The following is a 23,367-nucleotide window of genomic DNA, read 5'->3' on the forward strand; positions in this document are numbered from 1 at the left end:
ATCATGCATTCTTGACGGTAGTGGGGCGATGATGTTGCCAGTTGCGTCCGACACAACCTCAAAATCGCTACCCAATAACACGCTGATGTCGGCCGCCGAATACGTGCGGATGTCGACCGACCATCAGCAGTATTCAACAGCTAATCAAGCTCAGGCAATTCGCGAGTACGCGGCACGTCACGGTTTTCGCATCGAGAAGACCTATGAGGACAGCGGCAAAAGCGGTTTGAACCTCGATGATAGGGATGCGCTGAAGCAGCTTATCGACGATGTGCAAAGCGGCTTGGCGGACTTCTCGACTATCCTGGTCTACGATGTTAGTCGCTGGGGCCGCTTCCAGGACGCCGACGAAAGCGCTTATTACGAGTACATCTGCAAAAGAGCGGGGATCTCCGTCCGCTATTGTGCCGAGCAATTTGAGAATGATGGCAGTCCGGTTTCAACCATCGTCAAAGGGGTCAAACGTGCGATGGCCGGCGAGTACAGCCGTGAGCTTTCGGTCAAAGTTTTTGCCGGGCAGCGACGTCTAATAGAGCTTGGATACCGGCAAGGTGGGCCTGCCGGATACGGATTACGACGACAACTGATTGATCAAAATGGAGCTGCAAAGTCAGCATTGGCTCGTGGCGAACACAAAAGTATCCAAACTGACCCGATCGTGCTGATTCCTGGTCCCGAAGAAGAAGTCGAAACGGTTCGCTTTGTCTATGAAGCATTCTGCCAAGGTAAATGCGAGAGCGATATTGCGGACATCCTCAACGGCAGAGGAATCGTTACTGATCTCGGCCGCCCTTGGTCTCGGGCGACTGTGCATCAGATCCTTATCAACGAGAAATATGTTGGCAATAATGTTTGGAATAGGTGTTCGTGCAAGCTGAAGGGGCGTAGGGTCCACAATCCCCCGGAGCGGTGGATAAGACACGATCAAGCGTTTTCTCCAATCGTGGATGAGGACACCTTCCAGGCCGCTCAGACGATCATTTCCGAGCGCTGCCGGCGCTATTCTGACGAAGAGCTTCTGGATGTGCTGCGGGGCCTGCTGGAGCAACACGGCTACCTTTCCGGTATCATCATCGACGAACTTGAGTTTGGCCCTTCGAGCAGCGCCTACCGGAATCGCTTTGGCAGTCTGGTCCGCGCTTATGAACTGATCGGCTTCACGCCAGATCGCGATTATCGCTACATCGAGATCAATCGCGTGTTGCGTCGTATGTATCCAGACCTGATCACCTCGACCATCCGCGGGATCGAGGCGATCGGCGGCACCACTCATGAAAATCCCGACACGGATCTTCTGACTGTGAACGATGAATTCACGGCCTCGCTTTGTATGGTTCGTTCTCAGGAGACGGCGGCTGGGTCTCATCGATGGAAGATTCGGTTTGATGCAGGTCTACGCCCAGACATCACCGTTGCTATTCGCATGAACCAGATGAATACAAACATCCTCGACTACTACTTGCTACCAAGGTTTGAGATGGAAGCGTCGAGGTTAGCGCTCGCTGAAAACAATGGCGTAGCGATTGATGCCTATCGTTTCGAGACACTCGATATGCTCTTCGAGCTCGCCGCACGCTCGCAATTGATGGAGGTCGCCTATGGGCTCGGCTCAGGTTGAGATTATTCCGATCAATGCGATTGACGTCGTAAATCCGCGCGCGCGTAACCGCCGAATCTTCAAGGAGATTGTCACCAGCGTCGCTGAACTTGGGCTGAAGCGCCCAATCACGGTCAAGAAAAGGCAAGGGGAGGGCGAGCCACGCTATGATCTGGTTTGCGGTCAGGGGAGGCTAGAAGCCTATCAGGCGCTTGGCCAGCGTGAAATCCCGGCCATTATCGTAGATGCGAGCAACGAAGACAGCGCGATCATGAGCTTGGTCGAGAACTGTGCTAGGCGACAGCATCGTTCGATCGATCTGTTACATGACATCGAAGGCATGCGCCAACGAGGCTATGAGTTCGATGAGATCGCTCGCAAGACTGGTCTGACCGTTGAATATGTCAGGGGTATCGTTGGCTTGCTGGAGGGTGGCGAGCACCGCTTGCTTCGCGCCGTCGAAGCTGGCCAGATGCCCGTCAGCGTAGCAGTGCTAATTTCTCAAGCGGAAGACAACGACATTCAGAATGTGCTGCAGCAGGCATATCAGGAGAAGCTTTTGCGCGGGCAACGCCTGCTAGCTGCCAAGAAACTAATAGAGCAGCGACGGCGACGCGGAAAAGGCTATAAGACAGGCCCGCGCCGGGTGGACGGCATTCCGCTCAGCTCCAACGCGCTGTTGCGCGCCTATCGACAAGACGTCGACCGTAAGAAGGTGTTGATCCGCAAGTCGAACGGCACGAGGGCCCGTCTCGTGTTCATTCTGGAGGCGCTGCGCAAGCTGCTGTGCGAGCCCGAATTCATAGCGATTTTGGAGAGCGAAAAGCTCGATACCCTACCGAAGAACCTCGCTCTTCGCCTGCAGGGCCACGTCTGAGCCGTGGCGCGCCGGCCTCACATCGCGGTCCGGATGGGTTTTGAGCAGCGGACGCTCGTGGTCAAGCTCGCAGATATACAGCCGCTCAAGATTGTGTCCGAGGAAGTAAAGCGGTCACCCAAGTATCGCCAGATCACCGCCTCAGTCGGAGAGATTGGGCTGGTCGAGCCGCCGGTCGTTACCCGTAGTCGCGATAGCAGCGGCAAGTTTCTGCTGCTCGATGGCCATTTGCGATTGGAAATTCTAAAGGACCGTGGAATGTCTGAGGTCGAATGCCTCGTATCCACCGAGGACGAGGCTTTCACCTACAACAAGCGAGTGAACCGCATTGCTATCATCCAAGAGCATCGGATGATCCTGAAAGCCGTCGAGAACGGCGTTTCGGAGGCGCGGATTGCCAAAGCGCTAAACGTAGATGTCGCCAGTATCCGCCGGCGTCGAAAACTCCTCGACGGCATTTGCCCGGAAGCCGTCGAGCTCCTGAAGGAGAAGCACCTGACGCTGCATACCTTCTCGGAACTTCGAAAGCTCGGTCCGATCCGGCAGATCGAGGCGGCGGAGTTGATGGTCGCGATGAACAACTACTCAAACAGCTATGTCCGTTCTTTGGTGGCTGCGACCGCGCGCAATCAGCTTGCTGCTGGGTTTACACCAAGGCAGCACAAAGGATTGTCAGACGAGCAGCTTGCTTTGATGGAACGAGAGTCTGCTTCACTTGCGCGCGAGTTCAAGGTGGCTGAGCAGACCTACGGCGTGGACCATCTCGACCTGGTGCTCGCCACTGGCTATCTAGCGAAGCTTCTGCGCAACGGCAAAGTGGTCGGCTATCTCGCCAAACATTTCCAGGAGCTGCTCTTCGAGTTTCAAAAAATCACGGAAGCCGAGACTACTGCTGCCTAAGTAATTTCGCCCGTTAGGAATGGTTTTCGGGCTTGATCTCGTAGCTTTAAACCGTGGCTATGAAGCTGAGTGCCAAAGAAGAAAGCACGATCAAGCCAGTATGGAGGATGGAGTATCTTCCAAGAACGTATTACGCGGTGGAGTTACCCTACTAGCTTTGCTCGAAAACACTCAACGCCTTCAATGTCTTGCTCGGCAAGAGTAAATTCTATTTTAGCGAAGCTCGAAAACACTTTGATCTTCAACAACTTAGTCGACTTTATTTCGCCCGCAGGTCGCGCGCATTGGCGCAGGGCCTGTTACCAAGCCGAATAACGTTGACTGCATTAAAGAGTAGCTGCGCCCAGCTCCCTAGCAATGTTCAGTGGTCGAATGCTGAACGTCTGGGAACAAACTGATGATTTCTACGAAACCTGAAGGCGAGCGTGCCGTAGTCGCGACCGTTAACGAGACCATGTTTGCGCTCAAGATCGGCCGCGCGAAGCTCTACGAGTTGTTAAATTCGAGCGCGTTGGAGAGTTATCGCGAAGGTGCTTCTCGAAAAATCACCTGGAGCAGCATCGACGCATATGTCGAGCGCCGCTTGACGGAGGAATCTAAGCGGCGGGGCAGCGAGTAGTTTCATGCACGCCGCGACCGAATCTCGAGCAGCGATGGCGTCCTTAAACGGGCGCAAAGACGCCATGCCGACGCAGCTGCCACTCCCTAGCGAAGGGAGGAATTATCGCTCTTCCAAGAGCTTAGGCCCGAGCTTGGGGAATACTCGCTTCATTGAAACTCAACGTGTTTCAAGTCCGGTCCCCAAAAACTGGTTTGCGTTTGCAGGCGATTCGTCGACTAGCCGCAAATTCGCCGAAGGCATTGCCGAAGCGGACCCGCCAGACAAAAGACGACGCCCCCCGAGGGCAAATCGGAGGGCGCTTGTTTTCGTCGGTACTTGGGCAGCTGCTAATCCTGAATACGCTAATGCGGCGCTTCATTCAAGCGCCCCCCTCAACGGGAGGCGCGCATGAGCGACGACGTCGATTGGGACGACGTGCAAGTCGTTGCGGAGCAAGGCGCGATTGGTGTCTACACCAGTCTGGCTGGCTACATCGTCGTGCGGGAGCGCGATCCAAGTTACGTGATCCCCGGTGTCGTCTTTCATCCGCAAAATGCGGAAGCGATCATCCGCGCCATCATCAAAGAGGCTGAGCTGCCCTTTGTCTTGACGAGGAGATTTGAGGAAGATCTTGACCCCAACCGAAGGGTGAAGGACGCCACCGCCGCTGAGCGCCAGCGGCGGCGGCGCGAGAAGCTGCGCAAGAGCCGTGACTCGGACCGTGACAACTGCGTTGTCACTGAAGTCACGGCCGCTCAGCCGGCGATCCCCTCGGATCACGCCCAACTCGTCCTCCTGCGCTCTCCTGCTGTCCAAGGCGAGGAGGAGGTCCAAAAAACGGCGCTTACGCGCTGACCGAACCGCCGCGTTCGGTTGGCCGTGGGCTCCGCGATTGCGGGTCTGAATTTTTCTTTCGGTGGCTCCCGCCGCAATCGAGGTACTTCGGCCGACCGTCGCGAGAATAGCGACGAGTCGAGATCGGCCATGATCTCGTCGCCGGGGAGGGAAGAGCACACCTCTTTCTCCCGCCGATGAATGACCGCAGCGCCGCTTGGGCGCTCAATTCCGAGCTAGAGCCGGCTACACCGGCAATCTCGCGGGCTCTCACCCTGGCGGAACGGACGACGAAGCCGCATGTCAGGTTCTCCGGCCCCGCGCGCAGTATCACGATCGGCGCGCGATATACCGAGGCAACTCATATCCCCCTGTCGAATGGGTCCGACCCCCATTCGGAGGACCGACTGATCGCACGACACGCGATGCCCGGATAAAGCGAGTGGAAATCGTGGTCCGAGACCGTGTCTCTTCCCTGGTGGCGGGGAGGGGAGGACGACGGAGGAGGAGCTATGTCCTGAATTCACGGGCAGCCTGACCGGCGATCACAGCAAGACAACGGTCACAAGTCGCTCGCCTCAACCCGGTTCGCGAGCATTCAAGGTGCAAATGCCACAATCGAGCGCCCTGAGTCACCGGGCCACTTCACCTGTCTCATGAGACATTCGCGGAAGGGCCGACGAGCAATTTAGCTCTGATTTCTGTAACTTACGCCGGATTTGCCTCCGTGAGACAGGAGATGAGACATGCAAACCCAAGCACTGACCCGGCGGCCAAGCTGGTGGCGACAAATGGCCGGGCCACTGGCCTGGCCTGGATGGGACCGGATTGCGGTGGCGCCCCGAGATGCGCCCGGAGTGCCTGTCCGGCTGACCGGCACTGCCGGGCCACTGCGGGTCAAGGGCCAAGGAGCGGGCCAGGCGCTGTCGATCTGAGACGCACTCGTGACGGCGCAGGAGCTAATGCGAGCTCAGCCATATCGGGCGGTGGGAATACCCTGTGGGCGCCGGCGCACATTCCCGGCGCCTCGCTTGGGGCGGCACCAATTACGTCCATCCCTTGTCCGGCATCCCGATCATGCTCACAGGTCAATACGGCAAGGGCGCGCGTAACACCGCCCGACTCGTCATCGAGATGAGACAGGGCGCGGACGAGACACCGGAGCCGTGGGACCGCGGCGACATCTGATCCGTAACGCATTCCGCCACGCATCCGTGACGGAGTCCGTCCGGCATCCGCAACAGAGGAGACGACATGGCCCACATGCGAGGCGGCGGCATCGGCAACATGGCCCGCAGCTACGACCACATCCGCCAAGAGGTGATCGACGACATCCGTCAGCGCTTGGTGACCGGCGGCGGCCTTGCCCACATCACAGAGGACGAGCTCACCCGGCTGATCGGCAAGGCCAGCTTCAAGCGCGAGGAGGGCGCGCTCGACCGCAAACTCCTGCTCTAGTGCCTTCAATGGTGGCCAACACCAACCCCGCCGGCGATGGGGCCGGTATTGCCGGCTTCCGACCCGGTACGAGCTTGGGGGCAGCGAGTCACCGCGCGTTCTCGGATGAGACAGGTGTCTCAGGCACGTCCAGACGGAAATTCGATGCGAGAGAAAAGACTTAGAGCGAGACACCCCGCCGAGCGGCCGTTGAGACACCCGCAGTGCCACGTCTATTTGCGTGCTTCGCGACCAGGTTTGCTCGTCGGCAACCTGAGCAGCTCGGCAGGTTCGACCCGGAGGACCGCAGCGAGCTTGCCCACGATCTTCAAGCTCGCGTAGAACGCGCCCTTTTCGAGCTGACTTAGATAGCTTCGGCTTATCTCTGCTTCATACGCAAGATCGTCCTGCGAAAGTCCTTGGGCGTTTCGCAGCCGGCGAAGATTCGTTGCAAACACCTCTCGCAAGTCCATGCGAGAAGCGAAAACATCTGTTCAAAATATACACCTCGATATATAGAACAAAATGCCAAATCGCCAAAACTGAATGGCCTTAAAGCTAATTCTAGACGCCCGCAAAGAGGAAAGGCCGAGATGAAGGCGTTAGTGACTATGCTTGGATTCATGGGCGGAGCGTTTGTTGCCGCACTCGGTTTCGTCATTGTAGGTTTACTGGCATTCGGAGACGGCCCCTACAGAGGGCCCACATGGTTTGTTTACGCGGGCCCAGGTGCGGTTCTTGGGGTAGGTTGGGGTGTCGCGGAGTGGGCTCGTAACCGCTTCGCCTCTTCGAACCTTTCTCAGAAGAAAACGATCTCAAGCATCATTGGCTTGGTCATTCTGATGGGCGGCGCGGTGGTGGCTGGCAAATATGCAGGAAAATGGGCGGCCGAACTTGATCTGAAGCCGCAAGGCATCTCTCAGATCGATCGGAACGACATCATCAACCTCGTCAAGCAGCAGTGCGAGAGGGAGGCCCCGCGAAAGGCGGTATTCAAAGGCGCTAACGCTTCTCGTGTTGTGGTCTTCTGCCAATGTTTCGGAGACACTGCCGGCTCGATACTGACCCGTGCAGATGCAGATTTCATGATCCAGAACGTCTCAATGCCCACTTCGCTGGAAAAGCGCGTCCAGGATCTCGGCGTCGATTGCCTTAAGAAATCCGGGGTGCTCTGAAATGACCTCGACTGCGCACGACGAACGGTGCCCCGTACGCTTGGCGTCCTCGTTGCTATCGCAATGATGGAGTAGCCGTAATGAGCACTGAGCTCGACGAGCTCTCATACTGTTGGCAAGCGAACGCCAATCTGTCTCAGCGGAATGAGGAGCTGGAGCAAAAAGTCAGGGATCATCGCTCTTTCTGGATTATGGCCGCCACGATCGTTCCGTCTGTGATTTTGATCTTGTTTTCCAGCATTCCGAAAAGAGACGTGTTCGAAGGAGCAAATCGCTGCCAAACCCTGAGGTGGATGGCTCGCGCAGCCCGCTCGAATCTTAGCCATGAAACTGACGAAAAGGCGATCGCTGCGATGTCGTCAGTGGAAGCCGCGCTTGCAGAGTGCAGCCCTTACGATTTCGGCGACGATCCTCCTCAAGAGGAGTGAGCGTCGGCCCGTCCAAGGTCAGAAAAGCATATGAGATTCAAGCCCGAACAGCACTTCAGAATGGCGGACCGGTTGAGTGAGTTGGCGCTGAATCAGACCGATCTGAAGAGAATTGCTGAGCTGGAGGCGCTGGCTCGGGTTTTCCGCAGACTTGCCGTCAGGGCTTACATGTCGACAGATCCTAGTATGAAGCGGCGCGATTGGAGCGAGTTCACGGATGAAACGACGCTCGTGGGCTTGATCGATCCACCGACACTTTGGGGTCCATTGGAGGAATGGGAAAGCTTTTTGAAGGACCTAGAAAGCATGCCTCCCTCGAAGCAGTTGAGGCTCCTCATTGAACAAGCTGAAGAGGCGATCGTTCGAAGGAAGCTGGGATTGGTTCTCTAGTGTTGATAGCGCGCTACTTTCAGCTGAATGGGACCTTCGCATGCACGCGCCTGATTTCGACGAATCGTTCGATTCCGACTCCTTTTTTAAGGAGCGGTGGGCAGAGGTCCCGGAGCAGATCCGGAAGGACGTTGAGCGGCATGTGTTAGCCCACTTGCCAGCCGACGCGCTGGCAAAGTTGCGCGAGCTGCACGCCTGCGGAATCCCTCTCAGTTCTGATCCGGCGTTCTTTCATTTCGGCGGCGGGATGGCTGTCCGAAACCTTTGCCGAGAACGGCTTAGTGACGACGAGCTCGTGGCCTGCGGCGGGTTCGGCGCCGATTGGGACAACTGTTACATCGGGGTTCTCGCGGCGATCGCTGCGACGCGCCAGTAGCTCGGACCGGGCGAGTCGCGGGAAAGACCATGATCCAAGCTGAGCAGCGCAACCGGCCCGCGCCGCCCGCCGGCTGAGGCAATGAAGACGACGCCCGCCCGTTCACGCTGGCGGTCCTCTACTCCGTGTGATCTCATGTATCAAAAATGAATAGACCGAGCACGTAGCCAGTCGGCTTCTGGCCGATTTGCGAAGTTGCAGCGCGTCTGACGCAGGTCTGCTCATCGCGGCAGACCGGACCAGATTTGCTCAACCCGAGTTCTTCGCATTTTGACCCAGAGCCGACATGGTTGGGCCGCTTGGTCACGCGCTTTTCCGTACCAAACCCGACAATGCCCAGGCGATCGCTAAACCGAGCAGCTGCACGACAGATCTTGCCACCTCAGCTCTTACTTCTTATCGCTCTACCTTAGCGAGAACAGGGTGAAAATCTTGACTAGCGATAATGCCCTGATGGCATCGAAACTATTCGAGCCAGGGAGTGACCATGTCCCACCACCTCGCATCAGAAGTCGATGGCCCGATCCGTGCAGCGCAATACTTGCGCATGTCGTCGGAAAACCAACGATACTCGACTGAAAATCAGCGGGACGCGATTGCAGAATATGCTCAACATCATGGATTCAGCATCGTCGCCACGTACATCGACGCTGGAAAAAGCGGACTTTCCCTGAAAGGCCGTGGCGCATTGAAGCAACTTCTCAGCGATGCGCTCGCAGCTAAGCGAAACTTTGATGTCGTCCTAGTTCTTGATGTCAGCCGCTGGGGGCGGTTTCAGGACCCTGATCAAGCCGCACACTACGAGTTTCTATGCCGGGAAGCTGGAGTTCGGATCGTGTACTGCGCCGAGCCGTTCGGTGATGACATTACTCCTAGCACGACCATCGTTAAGCATCTGAAACGGGTGATGGCTGGTGAATATAGCCGCGATCTTTCTGTAAAGCTCGCTCGCGCACATCTTCAACAAGCGCGATTGGGCTTTCGCCAAGGCGGCAGTTTGCTCTACGGATTTCGGCGGCTTCTGGTCGATGCTGATCGAAATCCCAAGCAACTGTTGAACAGCGGAGACAAAAAAGCACTTAGCGATGACAAAGTAATCGTTGTTCCCGGACCGTCGGAAGAGCTCGATGTGATCCGACGCATATTCAGCCTATTCGTTCAGCGTCGCTTGACTGCGACCGAGATAGCCCAGCGTTTCGCCAACGAAGGCGTGAAGGGCATTGGGGGCGGCCCGCTAAGCGCCGTGACCATTCGGCATATTCTTTCCAGTGAACTCTGCATCGGGAAAATGACTTACAATCTGAGTACTAGCAGGTTGCAGGGTCGCACATCGAAGAACCCGGAAGCGCTGTGGGTACGATTTTCGGCTTTCGAGCCGATAGTGTCACTTTCGCAGTTTCGGAAGGCTCAGGAGCTTCGCCAAGCTGCAAATCGACGTTGGAGCAAGGAAACCCTCACGAAAAAATTGCAGTCGCTGCTGGCTAAGGAAGGCCACCTTTCGCAGAAGATACTAAATAACTCTGCGGGCGCTCCAGCTGCGGAAACCGTCGTCAGCCACTTTGGCTCGCTTAAGGCCGCATATGCAGCGATAGGCTACGACCCGCCTGACATTCCTCCCTTTGGAAATAACGGGAAGCACTGGAGCAAGCAGGCTGTTCTGATCGGATTACGGAAGCTTTACGCCGCTAACGGATACATATCCAATCGGCTCATAGATGGCTTTAGCGAACTGCCTTCCCAGTGCCATATCCGGCGTCACTTCGGCTCAATCGCTCAAGCGATGAAACAGGCAGGGGTGCCTCTCTCATCTCACAGTGAAAGACAGCGTTATAGCTGGAAACGAAGAAAGGCGTCTGGCTGCGATGATTATTTCCACGGTGTGCGCTGGACAAACACGCAGCTTCTTCGCGCACTACGCCGTCTCCACAGGGGGTACGGCTATATTTCTGCTGATCTTCTCGACTGGAATGGAGCTTCGCCCACCGCGTACTATTACATAAAACGGTTTGGCTCGCTCACCAAAGCGAGACGTTTGGCGAAGCTACCCGTCCCAACGCACTCGCAAATTATGGCAGCGGCTTTGAAGCGGAAAAAAGAGGGGACGAAAATCGAACGACCCGCGAGCGGTCATGTAGGGCGCTCCAGCCTGCGATACCGATCAGAGAAGATTTTGGCGGGTCTACAACGCCTTGCCAAACGGAAAAGGATGATTTCAGCTCGTCTGATTGATGAGGATGCCAGCTTACCTTCGTCGGCCACTGTCGTTTGTCATTTTGGTTCGTTATCAGCCGCTTACAAGCTGGCCGGTCTAGGTTCTGTACCCATAAACGGTTGAGCCTTTTCGGCGGTCGTGATTCAAGGTCTGGGGAGGACCTTGGTCATGGCTCGTTACGACGTTTCGGAAGCCGAGTGGCGTCTGATTGCGCCGCTTTTGCCCAACAAGCCGCGTGGCGTTGCGCGAGTGGATGATCGGCGCATCATCAACGCGATCTTCTACGTTTTGCGGACCGGCTCGCCCTGGCGAGATCTGCCGAGCCGTTACGGCCCGTATACGACGGCCTACAATCGCTACAACCGCTGGTCCAAGGCCGGGATCTGGCTGCGGATATTCGAGACGCTTGCGGCCCAATCGCCCCAATCCTTACACTTGATCGACTCGTCGATCATTCGCGCTCACCAGCACGCCGCCGGCGGAAAAAAGGGGGCCCGGATCACGCCATCGGTCGTTCTCGTGGAGGACTGAGCACCAAGCTCAATGCCGTCGTGGACGAAAAAGGCTTGCCCTTGCGGATCGTGCTCTCGGCCGGCCAAGCCTCCGACAAGGCCGCCGTCGCAGCCCTGCTGGCAGGGTTGCCTCCGGCACAAGCCCTCATCGCCGACCGCGGCTACGACGCCCAAGCCATTGTCGAAATGGTCCGCCAGCGCGGCGGCGAGGCGCACATTCCGACCCAACGCGATCGCAAAACTCAGCGCTCGGTCGATCCGGTCCTCTACCGCCAACGCAACCTGATCGAACGCTTCTTCTGTAAACTCAAACATTTCCGCCGTGTCGCCACGCGCTTCGACAAGCTCGCCAGAAACTTCCTCGCCGCTGTCCTGCTGGCATCAACAAGACTTTGGCTCAGGGCTTATGAGTCCACGACCTAGTTCGCCTTGAAGGAAAGCTCGTGCGGTTCGGCCCGTCTGCCAGATAGCGACCGCGAATTATTCCGTTTTGGCCCTTCCGCTAATGGCCCGATTCGGATCTCCGAGGATGTCCGGTTTCGCGCCGCTGCTAGGGGTATAGCAGACATCACGCTACGAACCGCGTAGGCAAGTGTGCACGCCCTAGGACAACATCGATTGCACTGATGACGGTGAGAACGGCACTCCGCGTTCGTTCACATATCCCAGCCGGGCAAGCTCCTCAGCAACGGCGCGCAATGAACGCTGGCCTCCCTTAGGCGAGCGACGTCTGAGCCGCCGAGCTTCCTTCACCAGTTCGGGGTTAATCTCAGCCCATGACTTGCGACCCTCAACCTTGCCGACGAGCTCTCGTTTGCGCTGGCGAGCCGCTTTCAACTTTGCGACCAGCCTAGCCTTCTCGTACTGGTGAAACGCGCCGGCAATCTGCCGCATCATCACGCGCGATGGGTCGCTGCTGTCGGTCAGATCGTCTCCGTTCGCCGTCAGCACGCGGACACCACGGTTGATTAACGCCAGAATGCCAAGCTCCTGGGTCATGAGCTCGCGGGCGAAGCGGCTTGCGTCCTCGACGAGGACCGTTCTGACGCCGTTGCCCTCAATGCGATCCAGCAGGGCTGTGAAGCCCGCCCGGCTCTCGATGGGGTCAGCCCCCGATACAGCCGCGTCATTGAACTCGCCGACCAGTTCGAACCCGGCACGTTTGGCAAAACCCTCAATCGCAGCCCGCTGCCGCTTGTCGCTATCTTTATCGGCTCCGACGTTGGCGGCGGACGAGGTTCGGATATAGGCGACTGCCGCCCGTTTTGCTCTTCCTGCCATAGACTTGCGCTCCAGATCTGTACGGATTTCTTTGAGAATCGCGGCCACGCTGAGGAATCGCGTCTCCCAAGTCAGGGATGACACGGGCAGGGACCTACGCGAGGCGATCAGCGGAACGGGGCTCCTCCAAACTCGATTTATCAGCGTATTGAATTCTTGATCAAATTTCGACTAGCGGCGAGGTTCTTAGCGACCTGCTACGGTGCTAACCTACGTATCGCGAACCGGAAGTTCATGACCTCCTGGAGACGTGTTAGCCGTGTACAAGCACGTAGCTACACGTATATTGCCTCAAACATTTGGCGGAGTTTGCTCATCAAAGCCCCCAAAAGTCGCACCTCGCATTTCGTCGAACAAAACTTCCTGATATCGGTGTTCGGAGTTTCCCACGACTAGGTGTTGCTCACGCAAGGGGGCATTCGGTCTTCATCGTGCCACCAGCGACAACCGGTCGTCGCTGCAGTCGGTCCAGCATCCCGCTTCGCGGCACTATGCTGATGCTCTTGGTGCTGCTTTCCGGCCGGCCTTCATCGCCACTCCGGCCTTTTCGACACTCCGGTCACATCAATGCCTGGATAATCGGCGTAAGCGATTGCCCTAAGGGACATCGGATGCCAAAATGTCAAAAATCGACACAAGCTGATTCGGGGGTCCAATGACACTGCGACGCGCTCAAAAAAGAACAGAATTCAAGATTTTGCGCGAACAGGCCGGCTTGACTTTCCCTGAGGCGATGGAGCTTCTCAAGCTTGAGTATCGTACTGCACACCGCTACGAGCGGGGCGAAACGAAGCCCACGAGGCTTGTGCTGGATGTCCTTCGCCAGGAAGCCGACAAGCGTTTGGCGGCGGAGGATGCGGCAACAGGATTCCGGTTCATTGACCTCTTTGCCGGCATTGGCGGTTTGCGCTTCGGCTTCCAGGCGATCGGCGGCCGGTGTGTATTCACTTCCGAATGGGACCTGAAGAGTCAGCAGACCTACGCGCTGAACTTTCCCGATAATCATCCTGTCGCAGGCGATATCCGTGAATACTCTGCGACTCCGGAAAAAATTCCCGAACATGACCTTCTCCTGGCGGGATTTCCCTGCCAGCCGTTTTCGATTGCTGGCGTGTCGAAGAAGAATGCCCTGGGCCGCCCTCACGGCTTTCTCTGTGATACCCAAGGTACACTGTTCTTCGACACGGCGCAGATCATCGCTCATCACCGGCCGGCGGCATTCCTGCTTGAGAACGTCAAGAACCTCGAGCGTCACGACCAGGGCAGGACTTTCGCAACCATCATCAATGTGCTTCGCAATGAACTCGGCTACCATGTCCAGCACCGGGTGATCAGTTCGGAACCTTGGGTGCCGCAGAAGCGCGAGCGCATTTTCATCGTTGGCTTCCGTGAACCGACCGATTTTGACCTAGAGAAGCTGAAGCTGCCGCCCAAGGAAAAAGGGCCAAGGCTGGGCGACATTCTGCTGCCGCCTGAGGAAGTCGATGCAAAGTATACGCTTACGCCGCATCTCTGGAAGTATCTGCAGGACTACAAGGCCAAGCACAATGCCGCGGGCAACGGATTCGGGTACAGCCTCTTCGGACCTGACGACGTGACACGCACGCTCTCGGCTCGCTACTACAAGGACGGATCGGAAATACTTGTGGCGCAGCCGGGCAACCGGCCGCGTCGCCTGACGCCCATGGAATGCGCGCGCCTTATGGGCTTTGAGACCAAGAAGCGCAAATTCCGTATCCCGGTGTCGGATACCCAAGCCTACAAACAATTCGGCAACGCGGTGGTTGTGCCGGTAGTAGAATTTATTGCGCGAGCCATGAAACCGCATATCGAGAAAGCACTGTTGGCCAGTGCCGGTGCACCGGCCAGACCGAAGGAGCCCGCGCGGACCGTGACTCGTCCCGACCGTCAGGCAACCGCCGCACATGGCTGATGTTGTCTCGCCCGAGGTGCGCAGCCGGATGATGGCGGGCATCCGGGGGACCAACACGAAGCCTGAGTTGCTCTTGCGAAAAGGGCTGCATGCTGAGGGCTTCCGGTACAAGCTGCACGATCGAGGCTTGCCGGGACGACCGGACATGGTTTTCCCCCGCTACGACGCTGTGATATTCGCCCATGGCTGCTTCTGGCACGGGCACGACTGCCATCTGTTCAAATGGCCGACCAGCAGACCTGATTTCTGGCGTGCCAAAATTGCGCGTAACCGAGAGAACGACCGGCGCAACGAGTTGGCGCTTGCCGAGCTTGGCTGGCGCCAGGCCGTTGTCTGGGAATGCGCACTGAAGGGCAGAACCCGTCTCGATTTTTCCGACGTCATGCGCCTTTGCGACAGGTGGCTACGCTCCAGGCAATCGTGCCTCGAAATCCGGGGTGTGTCGTGATCGACTACAAGCGCGGAATACTTTCCGACCTGTTCGTGGCCGTCGTCGCCAAGAAGCTCACGCTTGTCGAGACCATCACTCCAAAGTCCAATCAGCACGAGATCCAAGGCACGCGCCCGTTACGCCGCATGTTCGGCGACGACGATCGCAAGCAGATTCCAGCAAAGTTTGTCTGGCTGGGCGAGGAGCAGGACGGCTTCACCGAGGACGGCTTCGTCAGCTGGTCCAACGTGCGCAAAGGCAAGCCGCGGGCACCCGAATATCACCTGTATTACTCCGGCAACAGCGTCACGGAGGCGATGAAGCCTGGTGATGGTATGTTCCTGGCGTTGCGCCGTGACGGCTCAGCCATGATGATCATCGCGCCGGCCGAAAGTACGATCCAGAACCAGCTGGTCTGGCTGTTCGGTCTCGATCACCGGCCCGATCTGCAGCTGACGTTTCACGAAATCAGCGCCGCCGATTCTGCGCAGCTTGATTTTGCCGCGCGCTACGTGCTCGATGAACTAGGCATCGAACCTGCAGAGCCCGAGGTCGATGTCCTGGATCCGCTCATAGCGAAGTTCGGCTCGAAATTTCCGACCACGCGGATCTTTTCAGAGTTTGCCCGTTTGAGCCTGCCTGACGTTTCCGCGCTGGATGATCCTGATGCGGCGTTGTTTGCGTGGATGGAGCGCGAGGAGCTGCTGTTCCGGAGACTTGAACGCCATATCGTCGCTGACCGCATTTCGGCTGGCTTCGCCGGTGATGGCTCAGGCGCCGACGTTGATGGCTTCCTGTCATTCTCGCTGAGCGTCCAGCAACGGCGAAAGTCGCGCGTGGGGCACGCGCTGGAGAACCATCTGGAAGCACTGTTTACGGCACACGGTGTCCGGTATGCCCGCGGTGCGGAAACAGAAAACCGCAACAAGCCCGACTTCATGTTTCCGGGGAAGGGTGAATACCGTGATGCAACGTTTGCGCCGGAGAGGTTGACCATGCTCGGCGCCAAATCGACCTGCAAGGACCGGTGGCGGCAGGTGCTCTCCGAGGCGCACCGGATACTGAACAAGCATCTGCTTACGCTTGAACCCGGCATTTCAGAAAACCAGACGGACGAAATGCAAGCCAAGCAGCTGCAGCTTGTCCTGCCGGCGCGGCTGCACGAAACCTATCGTGAAAAGCAACAGGCATGGCTGTTCACCGTTCAGGATTTTCTGGCCTTGGTCAAGGAAAGGCAGCGCAGCTAGAACTTAGGTTGCAAGCGCGTACGTTGCAATTGCCGACTCAGTCTCGCACGGCATACGATCGTATCGATGCAGTTTGAGAGCCTGTCAGTCCGAACCGAGATAGCCATACCGGATTTTCCCTCCGAATGGCTCCCGCTGACTAATCTCTACGATCCGGATCTTCCGCTGTTTCCGATCCTCTATTTTCACGCCCTTGATCCGTTGCTGCCTGAGAACCAGCGGCCAACTTACAGGGACCGCGTATTCGGTTTCGTCCAGTATCTCAATCTGACACCGGCGGGAGCTGTCGCAGGAGTAGTACTCAACAAGGACCTGTCCCTTCCGGAAAACGAAAAATACAAGGCTGTTGTCCGGCAACTTGTGCGTGAGCGGCTGGGCGTGAACGAGCGGATTTCGCTGTCCGACCTGGGTGGTGGCCTTGGCGGCGCGCTTGCATCCGCTAACGGGGTCATACAGGAACTGTGGCACAAGATCGTTGCGCCTGCGTTTGGCAATGTGCTGCCGTTCGGAAGATGCTGGGACGGCGTGTTTGGTCTGGCGCGTTTCATTGCCAGCTTTAATTCGGATGGCGGGCGCAAGGGCGAGCTTATCCAGACCCATTATTTCTGCAGCGCCTTCGGCGAGCGTGTTGCCACCGGCAACACAATCAACGTTGACTTTTACCTGCTGCCGACGTTTGAGGAGCTTCAGGACGAAACGAATCCGCTGAATATCTTTCCGAAGTTTGGAAACCTGCTGAGAGCAGCCAAGAGTTTCGCCGGAAAGTATTGTGACGATGTCGAGATTGAGGGGCACACGTTCAGCGGTTTCAGAATGGACAAGGCTGACGTCGGCTCAAAACTCAGGACAGAACTGGTAGTTGCCCTGATGAGTAAGGAAGTCGAGCCAGCGCGAACGGCCCTTTTCGAGAATTTCAACGCTTTCAACCGGGGGCCTCACAGATCGATCATATCGCTGATGATGCTCTACGACCTTCACCGGCAGGGTTGGACCCCAGAAGCATTGTCGCCGTCTGTGTGCGCCAAAATGTACACACATCTGAAAGGGACCTACCAGACGCCCAAGGTGATGCAGCTCTACGCGCAGCAATGTTTCGGAGCAAAATCTGCACTTCCTATCGATAACTGGGTCAAGACGTTTATAGAATGGCCTCTGGGGTTTCATCTGTCGAACGAGGCAAGTCATTCGGAGCTTTTTGCTTCCAGTGACGTACTTGGAAAGCTTGAGCGACTCATCTGGGTTGCTGCGCAGGGGCGAAAGGTCCATTCATCATCCTGCGCCGAGATCTTGTGGTGCATTCGCTACGGCGGCCCGGAGAAGGAATTGCGCGGCGCAAACCCGCTGGCATGCAAGATCTGCCTTCCGCAGATCCGCAGCGTCTGTCCTGCGTTTGCAGCGATCTCGGCGTTGCCCGTACGTTTCAACAAAAGATCGGCAGCCGGCTTTACGATCTTCACCTCCGACAGGAAGGATAAAACAGCGGTCAACCAGCGTTTTCTCCACGTGGAAGGCGAGGGAATCTACGACGAATACTCGCCACGTGACCGACCTGGCGGGTTTCTGGCTTACCCGCAAAGTCATCCGGCCAATCCGATGACCGTAGCCAATTTCATCGAAACATACTGAGGCAACGCTCCGGCCGAAAGGGCAGGGCTTCCGGTGATGGCTGCCTTGTCTGCTTTTACGGCTGCCAGGATTCGCCTAAAGTTCTGACCGGGTGCTCTTTCCAACGTCGTCTGATCCTGTTTATGGTGGCCAACAGGTTGCCGCAAGCCGGCGCCACAACTGTCCCGCGCCTTCTAGGCCGGAGCCTATGATCCGTGGGGGAAGAAATGCCTGAGTGGGAATTTGAGGAGATCAACCCAAGGTACATCGAGCAGGAGCTAACCCAGCGGGACCAGTTCAACAACGATGAAGTAACCCTTGCCGAAGCGATCGTCCGGGAAGTGATCCAGAATTCGGCTGATGCCGCTGCGGATGGCGCGCCTGTCAAGGTGAGGTTCAACAGTCATCAGGTTGCCGCGTCCAACGCAAAGCGCTTCCGGCAGATATTTGAAACATTGAGGCCGCACCTCAGGGCTTGCGGTATCAGCCCGCTTGAAGCGATCGACGAAAACGCCCCGCGCGTTCTCGTCGTTGAGGATTTCGCCACAAAAGGGCTCACAGGAGATCCAGGCGCCCCCGACGGAGGAAACTTCCACAGTTTCTGGAGAAGACATGGCAAGTCCGGAAAATCCGGAAAGGCAGGGGGCCGGTGGGGTCTTGGCAAGCTCGTCTACTCAACGTCATCCGATATCCGCTGCTTCTTCGGACTTACGGTCAGGGCGGGTGATGAGGCTCCCCTTCTGATGGGACAGGCTGTGCTCGCCAATCACGAGCTCAACAACAAGCGGTACGTAGCTCACGGCTTCTGGTTCGGCAGCAGAAATGCAATCGGCATGCAAATGCCGGTTGCCGACGCTGCTTTTACAAAAGATTTTGCCGAACTTGCTGGGATCGCTAGGACAACGCAAAGCGGCCTGTCCATCGTCATCCCCTTCATCAACGCGAAGATTACCGATGACGTAATCATCCGCGGGGTCATCGAGAACTATTACTTTCCGATTCTGGCAGGTCGTCTGATCGTTGAGGTTGGGTCGACAGTCATTGATGCGGGCAGCTTTTTCGATGTTGCCAGACGCATGATGAAGGGTCCGAACGATAATCCGGAGCGTTACGCCTTCGTTCAGCAGGTAAGCGAGAGATTGTCCGCCAAGCCGATGTTTGAAACGCAACTGCCCGCTGCAGTGAAGCCGCTCTCTGCTGAGCTCTTCGCTGACACCTCGATTGCAACGATGAAAGCCATGTACGGCAAAGGGGAGCTCGTTCATGTTCGCATGCCGATACGGCTTCGGCGCAAATCCGGCGAGGAAAAGATAAGTAATGTCGACCTGTTTCTCAGGGCTCCCCCCGAGAACAGTCGTCCGTTTTCCCTGTTCGCGCGCGGTTCAATAACTGTGCCTGGCGAAACGCGGTATTTCAGCGGCGCGAATGCCTATGGTGCATTTGTTGCCCTGCACGAGGATGTTGTAAGTTTTCTGGGGGACGCGGAAAATCCGGCGCACACGACCTGGAGCGGCAGCGCTGAAAAGCTGAATGCGAACTGGCGCAGTCCAGGGCAGGCCCTGAAGATTCTGCGGTACGCCCTGTGGGAGCTCTACACGATCGTCAGCGATCAGGGGGACCGCAAGGACGAAGATGCGCTAATCGACTTTTTCTCACTTGCCGACCCGGCCAAATCCGAGAGCAGAAAGAAGGGGAAGACGACGGGGGTGCCGCCTAACCTCCCTCCTGCCGAAAAAGCATACCGGATCCAGAAGCGCGGCCAGGGAGGCTTTGCAATCGTGCCGGGGCCGGGTGCCGCTGCATGGACGTATCCCAAATCGATCAGGGTGCGGGTCGCGTATGATCTGATCGGTGCGAATCCCTTCAACAGGCACAGTCCCCTCGACTTTGACCTCGCCGGAAGCGCGATCAAGATCGAGGCGAGGAATATCAACGTCACGACTCCGGAAGCCAATGTCCTGGAACTGTCAGTCGCGGCCCCGGACTTTATTCTCGACGCAAAGGGCTTCGATCTTAACCGCGATCTCGTCGTTGACGCCAAGGCCCGGCCATGAGCAGCGCCAAGCGAAGGATTAATTCAACCGGCAGGAAGAGAATTCCGCAGGACAAGATCGATCTTCGAATCCTGACGACCGTCCATGGAGAACCGCTGAAGGCCAAGCTGGCGATTGATCTGGACGCCCTGGGCTTGCCCCCGACCGCAGCACTTTCGGTAGAGGCATATCATCGCAGTTCGGCCATGCGGTTCGATTGCGGTACGATCGGATCCAAGAGAATTCCCGAAGTCCTTACCCTGAACGAGATTGACCAGTCGGGTGGAGTGCTTTTCCGGATCAAGGTCATCGATCAGGAGAGGGACAAGGGCAAGATTCTCGCCTCCGCTGACAGGGTAAGGCCGTCTGTCGATGGAGAGCACATCGGCAGAAAGAGCATTTTTCCTGTCGAATATCGCGACCTCGGACAGGAAATCTGGCGCGTCGAGATCGACGACGACGCAGGCCCGTCGATGTTGCTCAACAGCAAGGTGCCGGGATTGATGACACGCATCCACGACAATCCGCTGGTTGCCGGGGCGCTTCTGCCGGCAGCGTTTCGCATTGTGCTGCTTTACCTCGCGTATAACCCCGCCGAGGAGGACGATGGCGATGGTACGGGCTGGAAGGCCGAATGGAAGCGGTTCTGTGTCCAGGGACTGAACCTGGAAGACGATCCCGATGACTTGGAAGACGACGAGGCGCGGGATGCGTGGGTCGATCAGGCTGTCAGCAAGTACTGTGAAAGCCGCGCGTTTGTCGAAAAATCAAAGCAGCTGATTCTGGAGCAGACTCATGGCTGAGTACTTTCGTAAACTGAATGACGAAGGCATGAGCCGTTTTTCGGAATACCTTACCAGCGGTGCCAACGGGTCAGCACCGGTTGAGTTGCTCAATGACCCGTCGACATCCGATCTTGTCGATGCTCCGGTCAAGATGAGTCAAAGGCAGTTTCCGAACAGGTACGAATTCGGTCGTGAACTTTCGATGCGCCTTGGCGCGCTTGATCCAGTCCGAATTTCCGGAGACAGGGGATTATGGACCGGTCTAGCCCTGTTCTGGTTTGACCAGCTCTGTCCGGCTGGTGCCGATGGGAAGCGAGCGCTCGACAAGGAATATCGTTACATTCTCAGCGTTGACTACCGTCACTACTATCGGCATCTCGTCCGGACTCCATGGCAGCTTTTCAAGGAACACGGACCAAATTCCCGTTTTCTGTTGATGTCGGCAACCGACAGTACTGATAGCCTTCGAAGGCATGGAGATATCCTTGAGCAGCTCGGAGGTACGCAAAGTATCATTCGGAGCAAGGCGATAATTGCGGAAGCTGCAAGCCTTTATTCTGATCCAATTACCGGTCGACCAAAGAAGGGCGCCGCCGGGAAGGGCGGCGGAAGCATCCGGCGCTTCGCCCGTGTGCTGCGGCAACTTGATCTCACTTTTGATCCGGAACTGCTCCCGGCTGGGGGGCTCAGCAGGATTCTGCCTGACGAATTCAGCAGCTGGAAAAGGAAGCCTTTGACCTTGGAGACGAGCGTATCCGGAAAGTCCTCGACTGCAACGATCTAGTTGCGGGGCGCCTAACTGAGGTGTGTTGTCACCGCCGTTGGTTGGTTCGATAAACAGCCCGGTTACCACTTGGAACAACCCTCAATACATTGATCCCGGCCCGCTTCTCAACGAGCGATGCCTAGTACTAGGGCGTGTACTCATAAACAGTCGATGTCTGCTTTCTGAAGCAAAGCGGAAATGCGCCCAAGGTGCCGGGATTTCGCCTTTTGACCCGAAGCCGCACTCGAACGGTGGATCGATATTATTCAGGCCGCCCTGCTTTCCGCAGCGCGGCCGCCATCTTTTAGCGGAACGAGAGGTCGAGGCAGTACGTCCGAAAGAAGCTGTCGGCCTCTCGTATCGAGAACCCTGGTTCAGTTTCAATAGCTTACTGCTGAGGTGCAGCTGATGCTTCCAATCCCCGAAGCTGTGTTGTGACCGTCAGATCTCCGATCTTCTTGCCCATGTCCTTCCCCACTACTGTTGAGAACCGGTAGTGGAATCCAGCGTAAATCCGTGCGTTAGCCACTTCCTCGCTGTAATCTTGCAGGCTGGCCCATTTGCGGACAACACCGGGTACGGCCGGGCTCGTAAGCGAAAACCCCCCGAACTCATCACCGACAATTGTGCGGAGTACAGTCGAGACGGCAGCTGAGGTGATGCAGTGCGCGCAGGGATATTCTGGATGCATAGGCGTATCGCCCAGCGGCAGCCATGACTCATCTCGGGGCGTATCCGCGTTCTGAGCGATGTCGGCGTTCCGAATTGCTGTAATTGGCCGCCAGAAATTATAGTGATACTTGGCATCGAACACCGCGACGAGAGCGTCATTGCCAGCGATAGAAGTCAGCGCAAATAGGCGAGCACAGTCGACTACATCCATGCTCTTGGCCATTGCGGCTTGTCTGACGATTGGATTGTAGGAGCGAGGCCCGACCAAGAACCAGAACCTGCCAATTTCGGTTTGCTCTGCTGTCCTAGCGGAGCTGTCGCGAGCGCCAATTACGCGAATCTCATTCAGGTCCCGGGTCCATGTCTCGGAATCAAGTGGTGGAGGCGGAGCCGGTCGAAATTGAGAGCCGGTTAACATTACCCAGGGAGATGACGATCCAATATTGGAGAATAGCGGCACGGTAGTGGGCACGTAAACGCCGGCCGTCGTGTAGGGCCGATAGGTCTCCTTTGCGGCGGTCCCATCGTTGGCACGGAATGCGATCACGCCTTCAGCGGCTTCCCTCCCCAAGGCAATACCCCTGATCTTTCCCTCACCATCACGAACATCTGCGAGTGACTTATCGAGGGCTGTGTCGAGCATGGATTTTTGATCTGGATAGATCGACACGAGAATGTCGTGAGCCGCCGTGGCTGCGGCTGCTTCCTTGGAGACAGAGCGATCCGCAGAGAGTGTCAGCTTGTAAGGCGCATATCTTCGTTCGATCGCGTTCACCGCTTCGAACATGGCGATGTGAAGCATCGACATCGCGCGAGATTGCTGCGCCGGTAAGACCAGCTTCTCTGCGGCGATTGCATCTCCTTTGGCATTCCAGTCCATAATCACATCGGCATGAGCGCCACAGACAAAAGCTGCGGCAAATGCAATCACGACCAACGAGCTGACCGTATTCGCAAGAAAGTTCTTCATCGTTGAACTCCCAGGTTTGCGGCTGAAGCGCCGGCTAGAGACCACAACGCGAACAATGCGGGAAAAGGCAGGTTAGCAAAACTAGCCGACCTGCCGTGTGAAGCAGCTTACATCTTTTGCGCGGCTACAACGGAAGGATAGGTGCAAACCTGCCCAATTCGTCCAAATGCGTAAGAGGCTATGACCTGAAGCCGCATAAAAACTGGTCAACGATGTTCTCGCAAAATCACTTCCGCTCATGATGCTGTGGACGGCTCCTCCACCGGCACGAGATCGCCAAGGAGTGGGCGCCGTTTTGAGGCTCCT

General features: G+C 57.0%; 22 protein-coding genes and 1 pseudogene. 20 read left to right on the top strand and 3 right to left on the bottom strand.

What is annotated here, in order from left to right; translation table 11 throughout:
* The first annotated feature begins 28 nt into the window (after positions 1-28).
* The 7 genes from K3F49_RS36440 to K3F49_RS36470 all read left to right on the top strand — a co-directional run bounded on the left by K3F49_RS36440 (position 29) and on the right by K3F49_RS36470 (position 6,267).
* Positions 29-1,618, top strand: a complete 1,590-nt coding sequence (locus tag K3F49_RS36440; protein ID WP_346657394.1) for a recombinase family protein — start codon at positions 29-31, stop codon at positions 1,616-1,618.
* On the top strand, positions 1,599-2,474 hold the full coding sequence (locus tag K3F49_RS36445; protein WP_234685686.1) for a plasmid partitioning protein RepB C-terminal domain-containing protein: 876 nt from the start codon (positions 1,599-1,601) through the stop codon (positions 2,472-2,474). Before K3F49_RS36440 ends, K3F49_RS36445 begins: the two co-directional genes overlap by 20 nt.
* Positions 2,475-2,507: 33 nt before the next feature.
* On the top strand, positions 2,508-3,374 hold the full coding sequence (locus K3F49_RS36450) for a plasmid partitioning protein RepB C-terminal domain-containing protein (RefSeq protein ID WP_234685687.1): 867 nt from the start codon (positions 2,508-2,510) through the stop codon (positions 3,372-3,374).
* Between the two features lie 397 nt (positions 3,375-3,771).
* Positions 3,772-3,993: a helix-turn-helix domain-containing protein gene (locus K3F49_RS36455; protein ID WP_234685688.1), complete on the top strand. Its 222-nt coding sequence runs from the start codon at positions 3,772-3,774 to the stop codon at positions 3,991-3,993.
* 390 nt (positions 3,994-4,383) lie between these two features.
* On the top strand, positions 4,384-4,830 hold the full coding sequence (locus tag K3F49_RS36460; RefSeq protein WP_234685689.1) for a hypothetical protein: 447 nt from the start codon (positions 4,384-4,386) through the stop codon (positions 4,828-4,830).
* 978 nt (positions 4,831-5,808) lie between these two features.
* Positions 5,809-5,997: a hypothetical protein gene (locus tag K3F49_RS36465; RefSeq protein ID WP_234685690.1), complete on the top strand. Its 189-nt coding sequence runs from the start codon at positions 5,809-5,811 to the stop codon at positions 5,995-5,997.
* 66 nt (positions 5,998-6,063) lie between these two features.
* Positions 6,064-6,267 carry a hypothetical protein gene (locus tag K3F49_RS36470; RefSeq protein WP_234685691.1) on the top strand — a complete coding sequence of 68 codons (204 nt, stop codon included), beginning with the start codon at positions 6,064-6,066 and terminating at the stop codon, positions 6,265-6,267.
* Positions 6,268-6,479: 212 nt separating this feature from the next.
* Here K3F49_RS36470 and K3F49_RS36475 read toward each other — a convergent pair whose 3' ends face one another.
* Positions 6,480-6,719 carry a helix-turn-helix domain-containing protein gene (locus K3F49_RS36475; RefSeq protein ID WP_234685692.1) on the bottom strand — a complete coding sequence of 80 codons (240 nt, stop codon included), beginning with the start codon at positions 6,717-6,719 and terminating at the stop codon, positions 6,480-6,482.
* A 120-nt stretch (positions 6,720-6,839) separates the two neighbouring features.
* Between K3F49_RS36475 and K3F49_RS36480 the strand changes: the two genes are divergently transcribed.
* The 6 genes and pseudogenes from K3F49_RS36480 (at position 6,840) to K3F49_RS36505 (ending at position 11,762) form a co-directional block, all read left to right on the top strand.
* The gene (locus K3F49_RS36480; RefSeq protein ID WP_234685693.1) at positions 6,840-7,421 is read left to right on the top strand and encodes a hypothetical protein; all 582 of its coding nucleotides are present in this window, start codon (positions 6,840-6,842) and stop codon (positions 7,419-7,421) included.
* Between the two features lie 80 nt (positions 7,422-7,501).
* A complete protein-coding gene (locus tag K3F49_RS36485; protein ID WP_234685694.1) occupies positions 7,502-7,849 on the top strand; it encodes a hypothetical protein in 348 nt (115 codons plus the stop codon).
* Between the two features lie 30 nt (positions 7,850-7,879).
* The gene (locus K3F49_RS36490) at positions 7,880-8,239 is read left to right on the top strand and encodes a hypothetical protein (RefSeq protein ID WP_234685695.1); all 360 of its coding nucleotides are present in this window, start codon (positions 7,880-7,882) and stop codon (positions 8,237-8,239) included.
* 40 nt (positions 8,240-8,279) lie between these two features.
* On the top strand, positions 8,280-8,615 hold the full coding sequence (locus K3F49_RS36495) for a hypothetical protein (RefSeq protein WP_234685696.1): 336 nt from the start codon (positions 8,280-8,282) through the stop codon (positions 8,613-8,615).
* A 487-nt stretch (positions 8,616-9,102) separates the two neighbouring features.
* On the top strand, positions 9,103-10,950 hold the full coding sequence (locus K3F49_RS36500) for a recombinase family protein (protein ID WP_234685697.1): 1,848 nt from the start codon (positions 9,103-9,105) through the stop codon (positions 10,948-10,950).
* A gap of 45 nt (positions 10,951-10,995) precedes the next feature.
* Positions 10,996-11,762: pseudogene (locus K3F49_RS36505) on the top strand (IS5 family transposase).
* Between the two features lie 180 nt (positions 11,763-11,942).
* Here K3F49_RS36505 and K3F49_RS36510 read toward each other — a convergent pair.
* The gene (locus K3F49_RS36510) at positions 11,943-12,668 is read right to left on the bottom strand and encodes a recombinase family protein (protein ID WP_234685698.1); all 726 of its coding nucleotides are present in this window, start codon (positions 12,666-12,668) and stop codon (positions 11,943-11,945) included.
* Between the two features lie 607 nt (positions 12,669-13,275).
* On the opposite strand from K3F49_RS36510, the gene dcm reads away from it, so the two are divergent.
* The 7 genes from dcm to K3F49_RS36545 all read left to right on the top strand — a co-directional run bounded on the left by dcm (position 13,276) and on the right by K3F49_RS36545 (position 21,437).
* Positions 13,276-14,553 (top strand): DNA (cytosine-5-)-methyltransferase, encoded by a 1,278-nt coding sequence (gene dcm / locus K3F49_RS36515; RefSeq protein ID WP_276575453.1) that lies wholly within the window; start codon positions 13,276-13,278, stop codon positions 14,551-14,553.
* Positions 14,546-15,001 (top strand): very short patch repair endonuclease, encoded by a 456-nt coding sequence (locus K3F49_RS36520; protein ID WP_234685699.1) that lies wholly within the window; start codon positions 14,546-14,548, stop codon positions 14,999-15,001. The genes dcm and K3F49_RS36520 overlap by 8 nt, the downstream gene beginning before the upstream one ends.
* Entirely contained in the window at positions 14,998-16,230 is a 1,233-nt protein-coding gene (locus tag K3F49_RS39560) for a type II restriction endonuclease (protein WP_234685700.1), read from the top strand. The genes K3F49_RS36520 and K3F49_RS39560 overlap by 4 nt, the downstream gene beginning before the upstream one ends.
* A gap of 66 nt (positions 16,231-16,296) precedes the next feature.
* Positions 16,297-17,856, top strand: a complete 1,560-nt coding sequence (locus K3F49_RS36530) for a hypothetical protein (protein WP_234685701.1) — start codon at positions 16,297-16,299, stop codon at positions 17,854-17,856.
* 206 nt (positions 17,857-18,062) lie between these two features.
* Positions 18,063-19,889: a hypothetical protein gene (locus K3F49_RS36535; RefSeq protein WP_234685702.1), complete on the top strand. Its 1,827-nt coding sequence runs from the start codon at positions 18,063-18,065 to the stop codon at positions 19,887-19,889.
* Positions 19,886-20,671, top strand: a complete 786-nt coding sequence (locus K3F49_RS36540) for a hypothetical protein (protein ID WP_234685703.1) — start codon at positions 19,886-19,888, stop codon at positions 20,669-20,671. Before K3F49_RS36535 ends, K3F49_RS36540 begins: the two co-directional genes overlap by 4 nt.
* Positions 20,664-21,437, top strand: a complete 774-nt coding sequence (locus K3F49_RS36545; protein ID WP_234685704.1) for a hypothetical protein — start codon at positions 20,664-20,666, stop codon at positions 21,435-21,437. The genes K3F49_RS36540 and K3F49_RS36545 overlap by 8 nt, the downstream gene beginning before the upstream one ends.
* Before the next feature lie 370 nt (positions 21,438-21,807).
* Here the strand turns inward: K3F49_RS36545 and K3F49_RS36550 are convergent, their stop codons facing one another.
* Positions 21,808-23,061, bottom strand: coding sequence for a vanadium-dependent haloperoxidase (locus K3F49_RS36550; RefSeq protein ID WP_234685705.1), 1,254 nt, complete (start codon positions 23,059-23,061; stop codon positions 21,808-21,810).
* Positions 23,062-23,367: the final 306 nt, after the last annotated feature.

Source organism: Bradyrhizobium monzae (genome assembly GCF_021458635.1).
In the GTDB taxonomy this organism is placed as follows: domain Bacteria; phylum Pseudomonadota; class Alphaproteobacteria; order Rhizobiales; family Xanthobacteraceae; genus Bradyrhizobium.

Excerpts from the sequence above, each read along its gene's own strand:
- K3F49_RS36440 (WP_346657394.1), top strand. The coding sequence starts at position 29 with ATGATGTTGCCAGTTGCGTCCGACACAACCTCAAAATCGCTACCCAAT.
- K3F49_RS36445 (WP_234685686.1), top strand. The coding sequence starts at position 1,599 with ATGGGCTCGGCTCAGGTTGAGATTATTCCGATCAATGCGATTGACGTC.
- K3F49_RS36450 (WP_234685687.1), top strand. The coding sequence starts at position 2,508 with ATGGGTTTTGAGCAGCGGACGCTCGTGGTCAAGCTCGCAGATATACAG.
- K3F49_RS36455 (WP_234685688.1), top strand. The coding sequence starts at position 3,772 with ATGATTTCTACGAAACCTGAAGGCGAGCGTGCCGTAGTCGCGACCGTT.
- K3F49_RS36460 (WP_234685689.1), top strand. The coding sequence starts at position 4,384 with ATGAGCGACGACGTCGATTGGGACGACGTGCAAGTCGTTGCGGAGCAA.
- K3F49_RS36470 (WP_234685691.1), top strand. The coding sequence starts at position 6,064 with ATGGCCCACATGCGAGGCGGCGGCATCGGCAACATGGCCCGCAGCTAC.
- K3F49_RS36475 (WP_234685692.1), bottom strand. The coding sequence starts at position 6,719 with ATGGACTTGCGAGAGGTGTTTGCAACGAATCTTCGCCGGCTGCGAAAC.
- K3F49_RS36480 (WP_234685693.1), top strand. The coding sequence starts at position 6,840 with ATGAAGGCGTTAGTGACTATGCTTGGATTCATGGGCGGAGCGTTTGTT.
- K3F49_RS36485 (WP_234685694.1), top strand. The coding sequence starts at position 7,502 with ATGAGCACTGAGCTCGACGAGCTCTCATACTGTTGGCAAGCGAACGCC.
- K3F49_RS36490 (WP_234685695.1), top strand. The coding sequence starts at position 7,880 with ATGAGATTCAAGCCCGAACAGCACTTCAGAATGGCGGACCGGTTGAGT.
- K3F49_RS36495 (WP_234685696.1), top strand. The coding sequence starts at position 8,280 with ATGCACGCGCCTGATTTCGACGAATCGTTCGATTCCGACTCCTTTTTT.
- K3F49_RS36500 (WP_234685697.1), top strand. The coding sequence starts at position 9,103 with ATGTCCCACCACCTCGCATCAGAAGTCGATGGCCCGATCCGTGCAGCG.
- dcm (WP_276575453.1), top strand. The coding sequence starts at position 13,276 with ATGACACTGCGACGCGCTCAAAAAAGAACAGAATTCAAGATTTTGCGC.
- K3F49_RS36520 (WP_234685699.1), top strand. The coding sequence starts at position 14,546 with ATGGCTGATGTTGTCTCGCCCGAGGTGCGCAGCCGGATGATGGCGGGC.
- K3F49_RS36530 (WP_234685701.1), top strand. The coding sequence starts at position 16,297 with ATGCAGTTTGAGAGCCTGTCAGTCCGAACCGAGATAGCCATACCGGAT.
- K3F49_RS36535 (WP_234685702.1), top strand. The coding sequence starts at position 18,063 with ATGCCTGAGTGGGAATTTGAGGAGATCAACCCAAGGTACATCGAGCAG.
- K3F49_RS36540 (WP_234685703.1), top strand. The coding sequence starts at position 19,886 with ATGAGCAGCGCCAAGCGAAGGATTAATTCAACCGGCAGGAAGAGAATT.
- K3F49_RS36545 (WP_234685704.1), top strand. The coding sequence starts at position 20,664 with ATGGCTGAGTACTTTCGTAAACTGAATGACGAAGGCATGAGCCGTTTT.
- K3F49_RS36550 (WP_234685705.1), bottom strand. The coding sequence starts at position 23,061 with ATGAAGAACTTTCTTGCGAATACGGTCAGCTCGTTGGTCGTGATTGCA.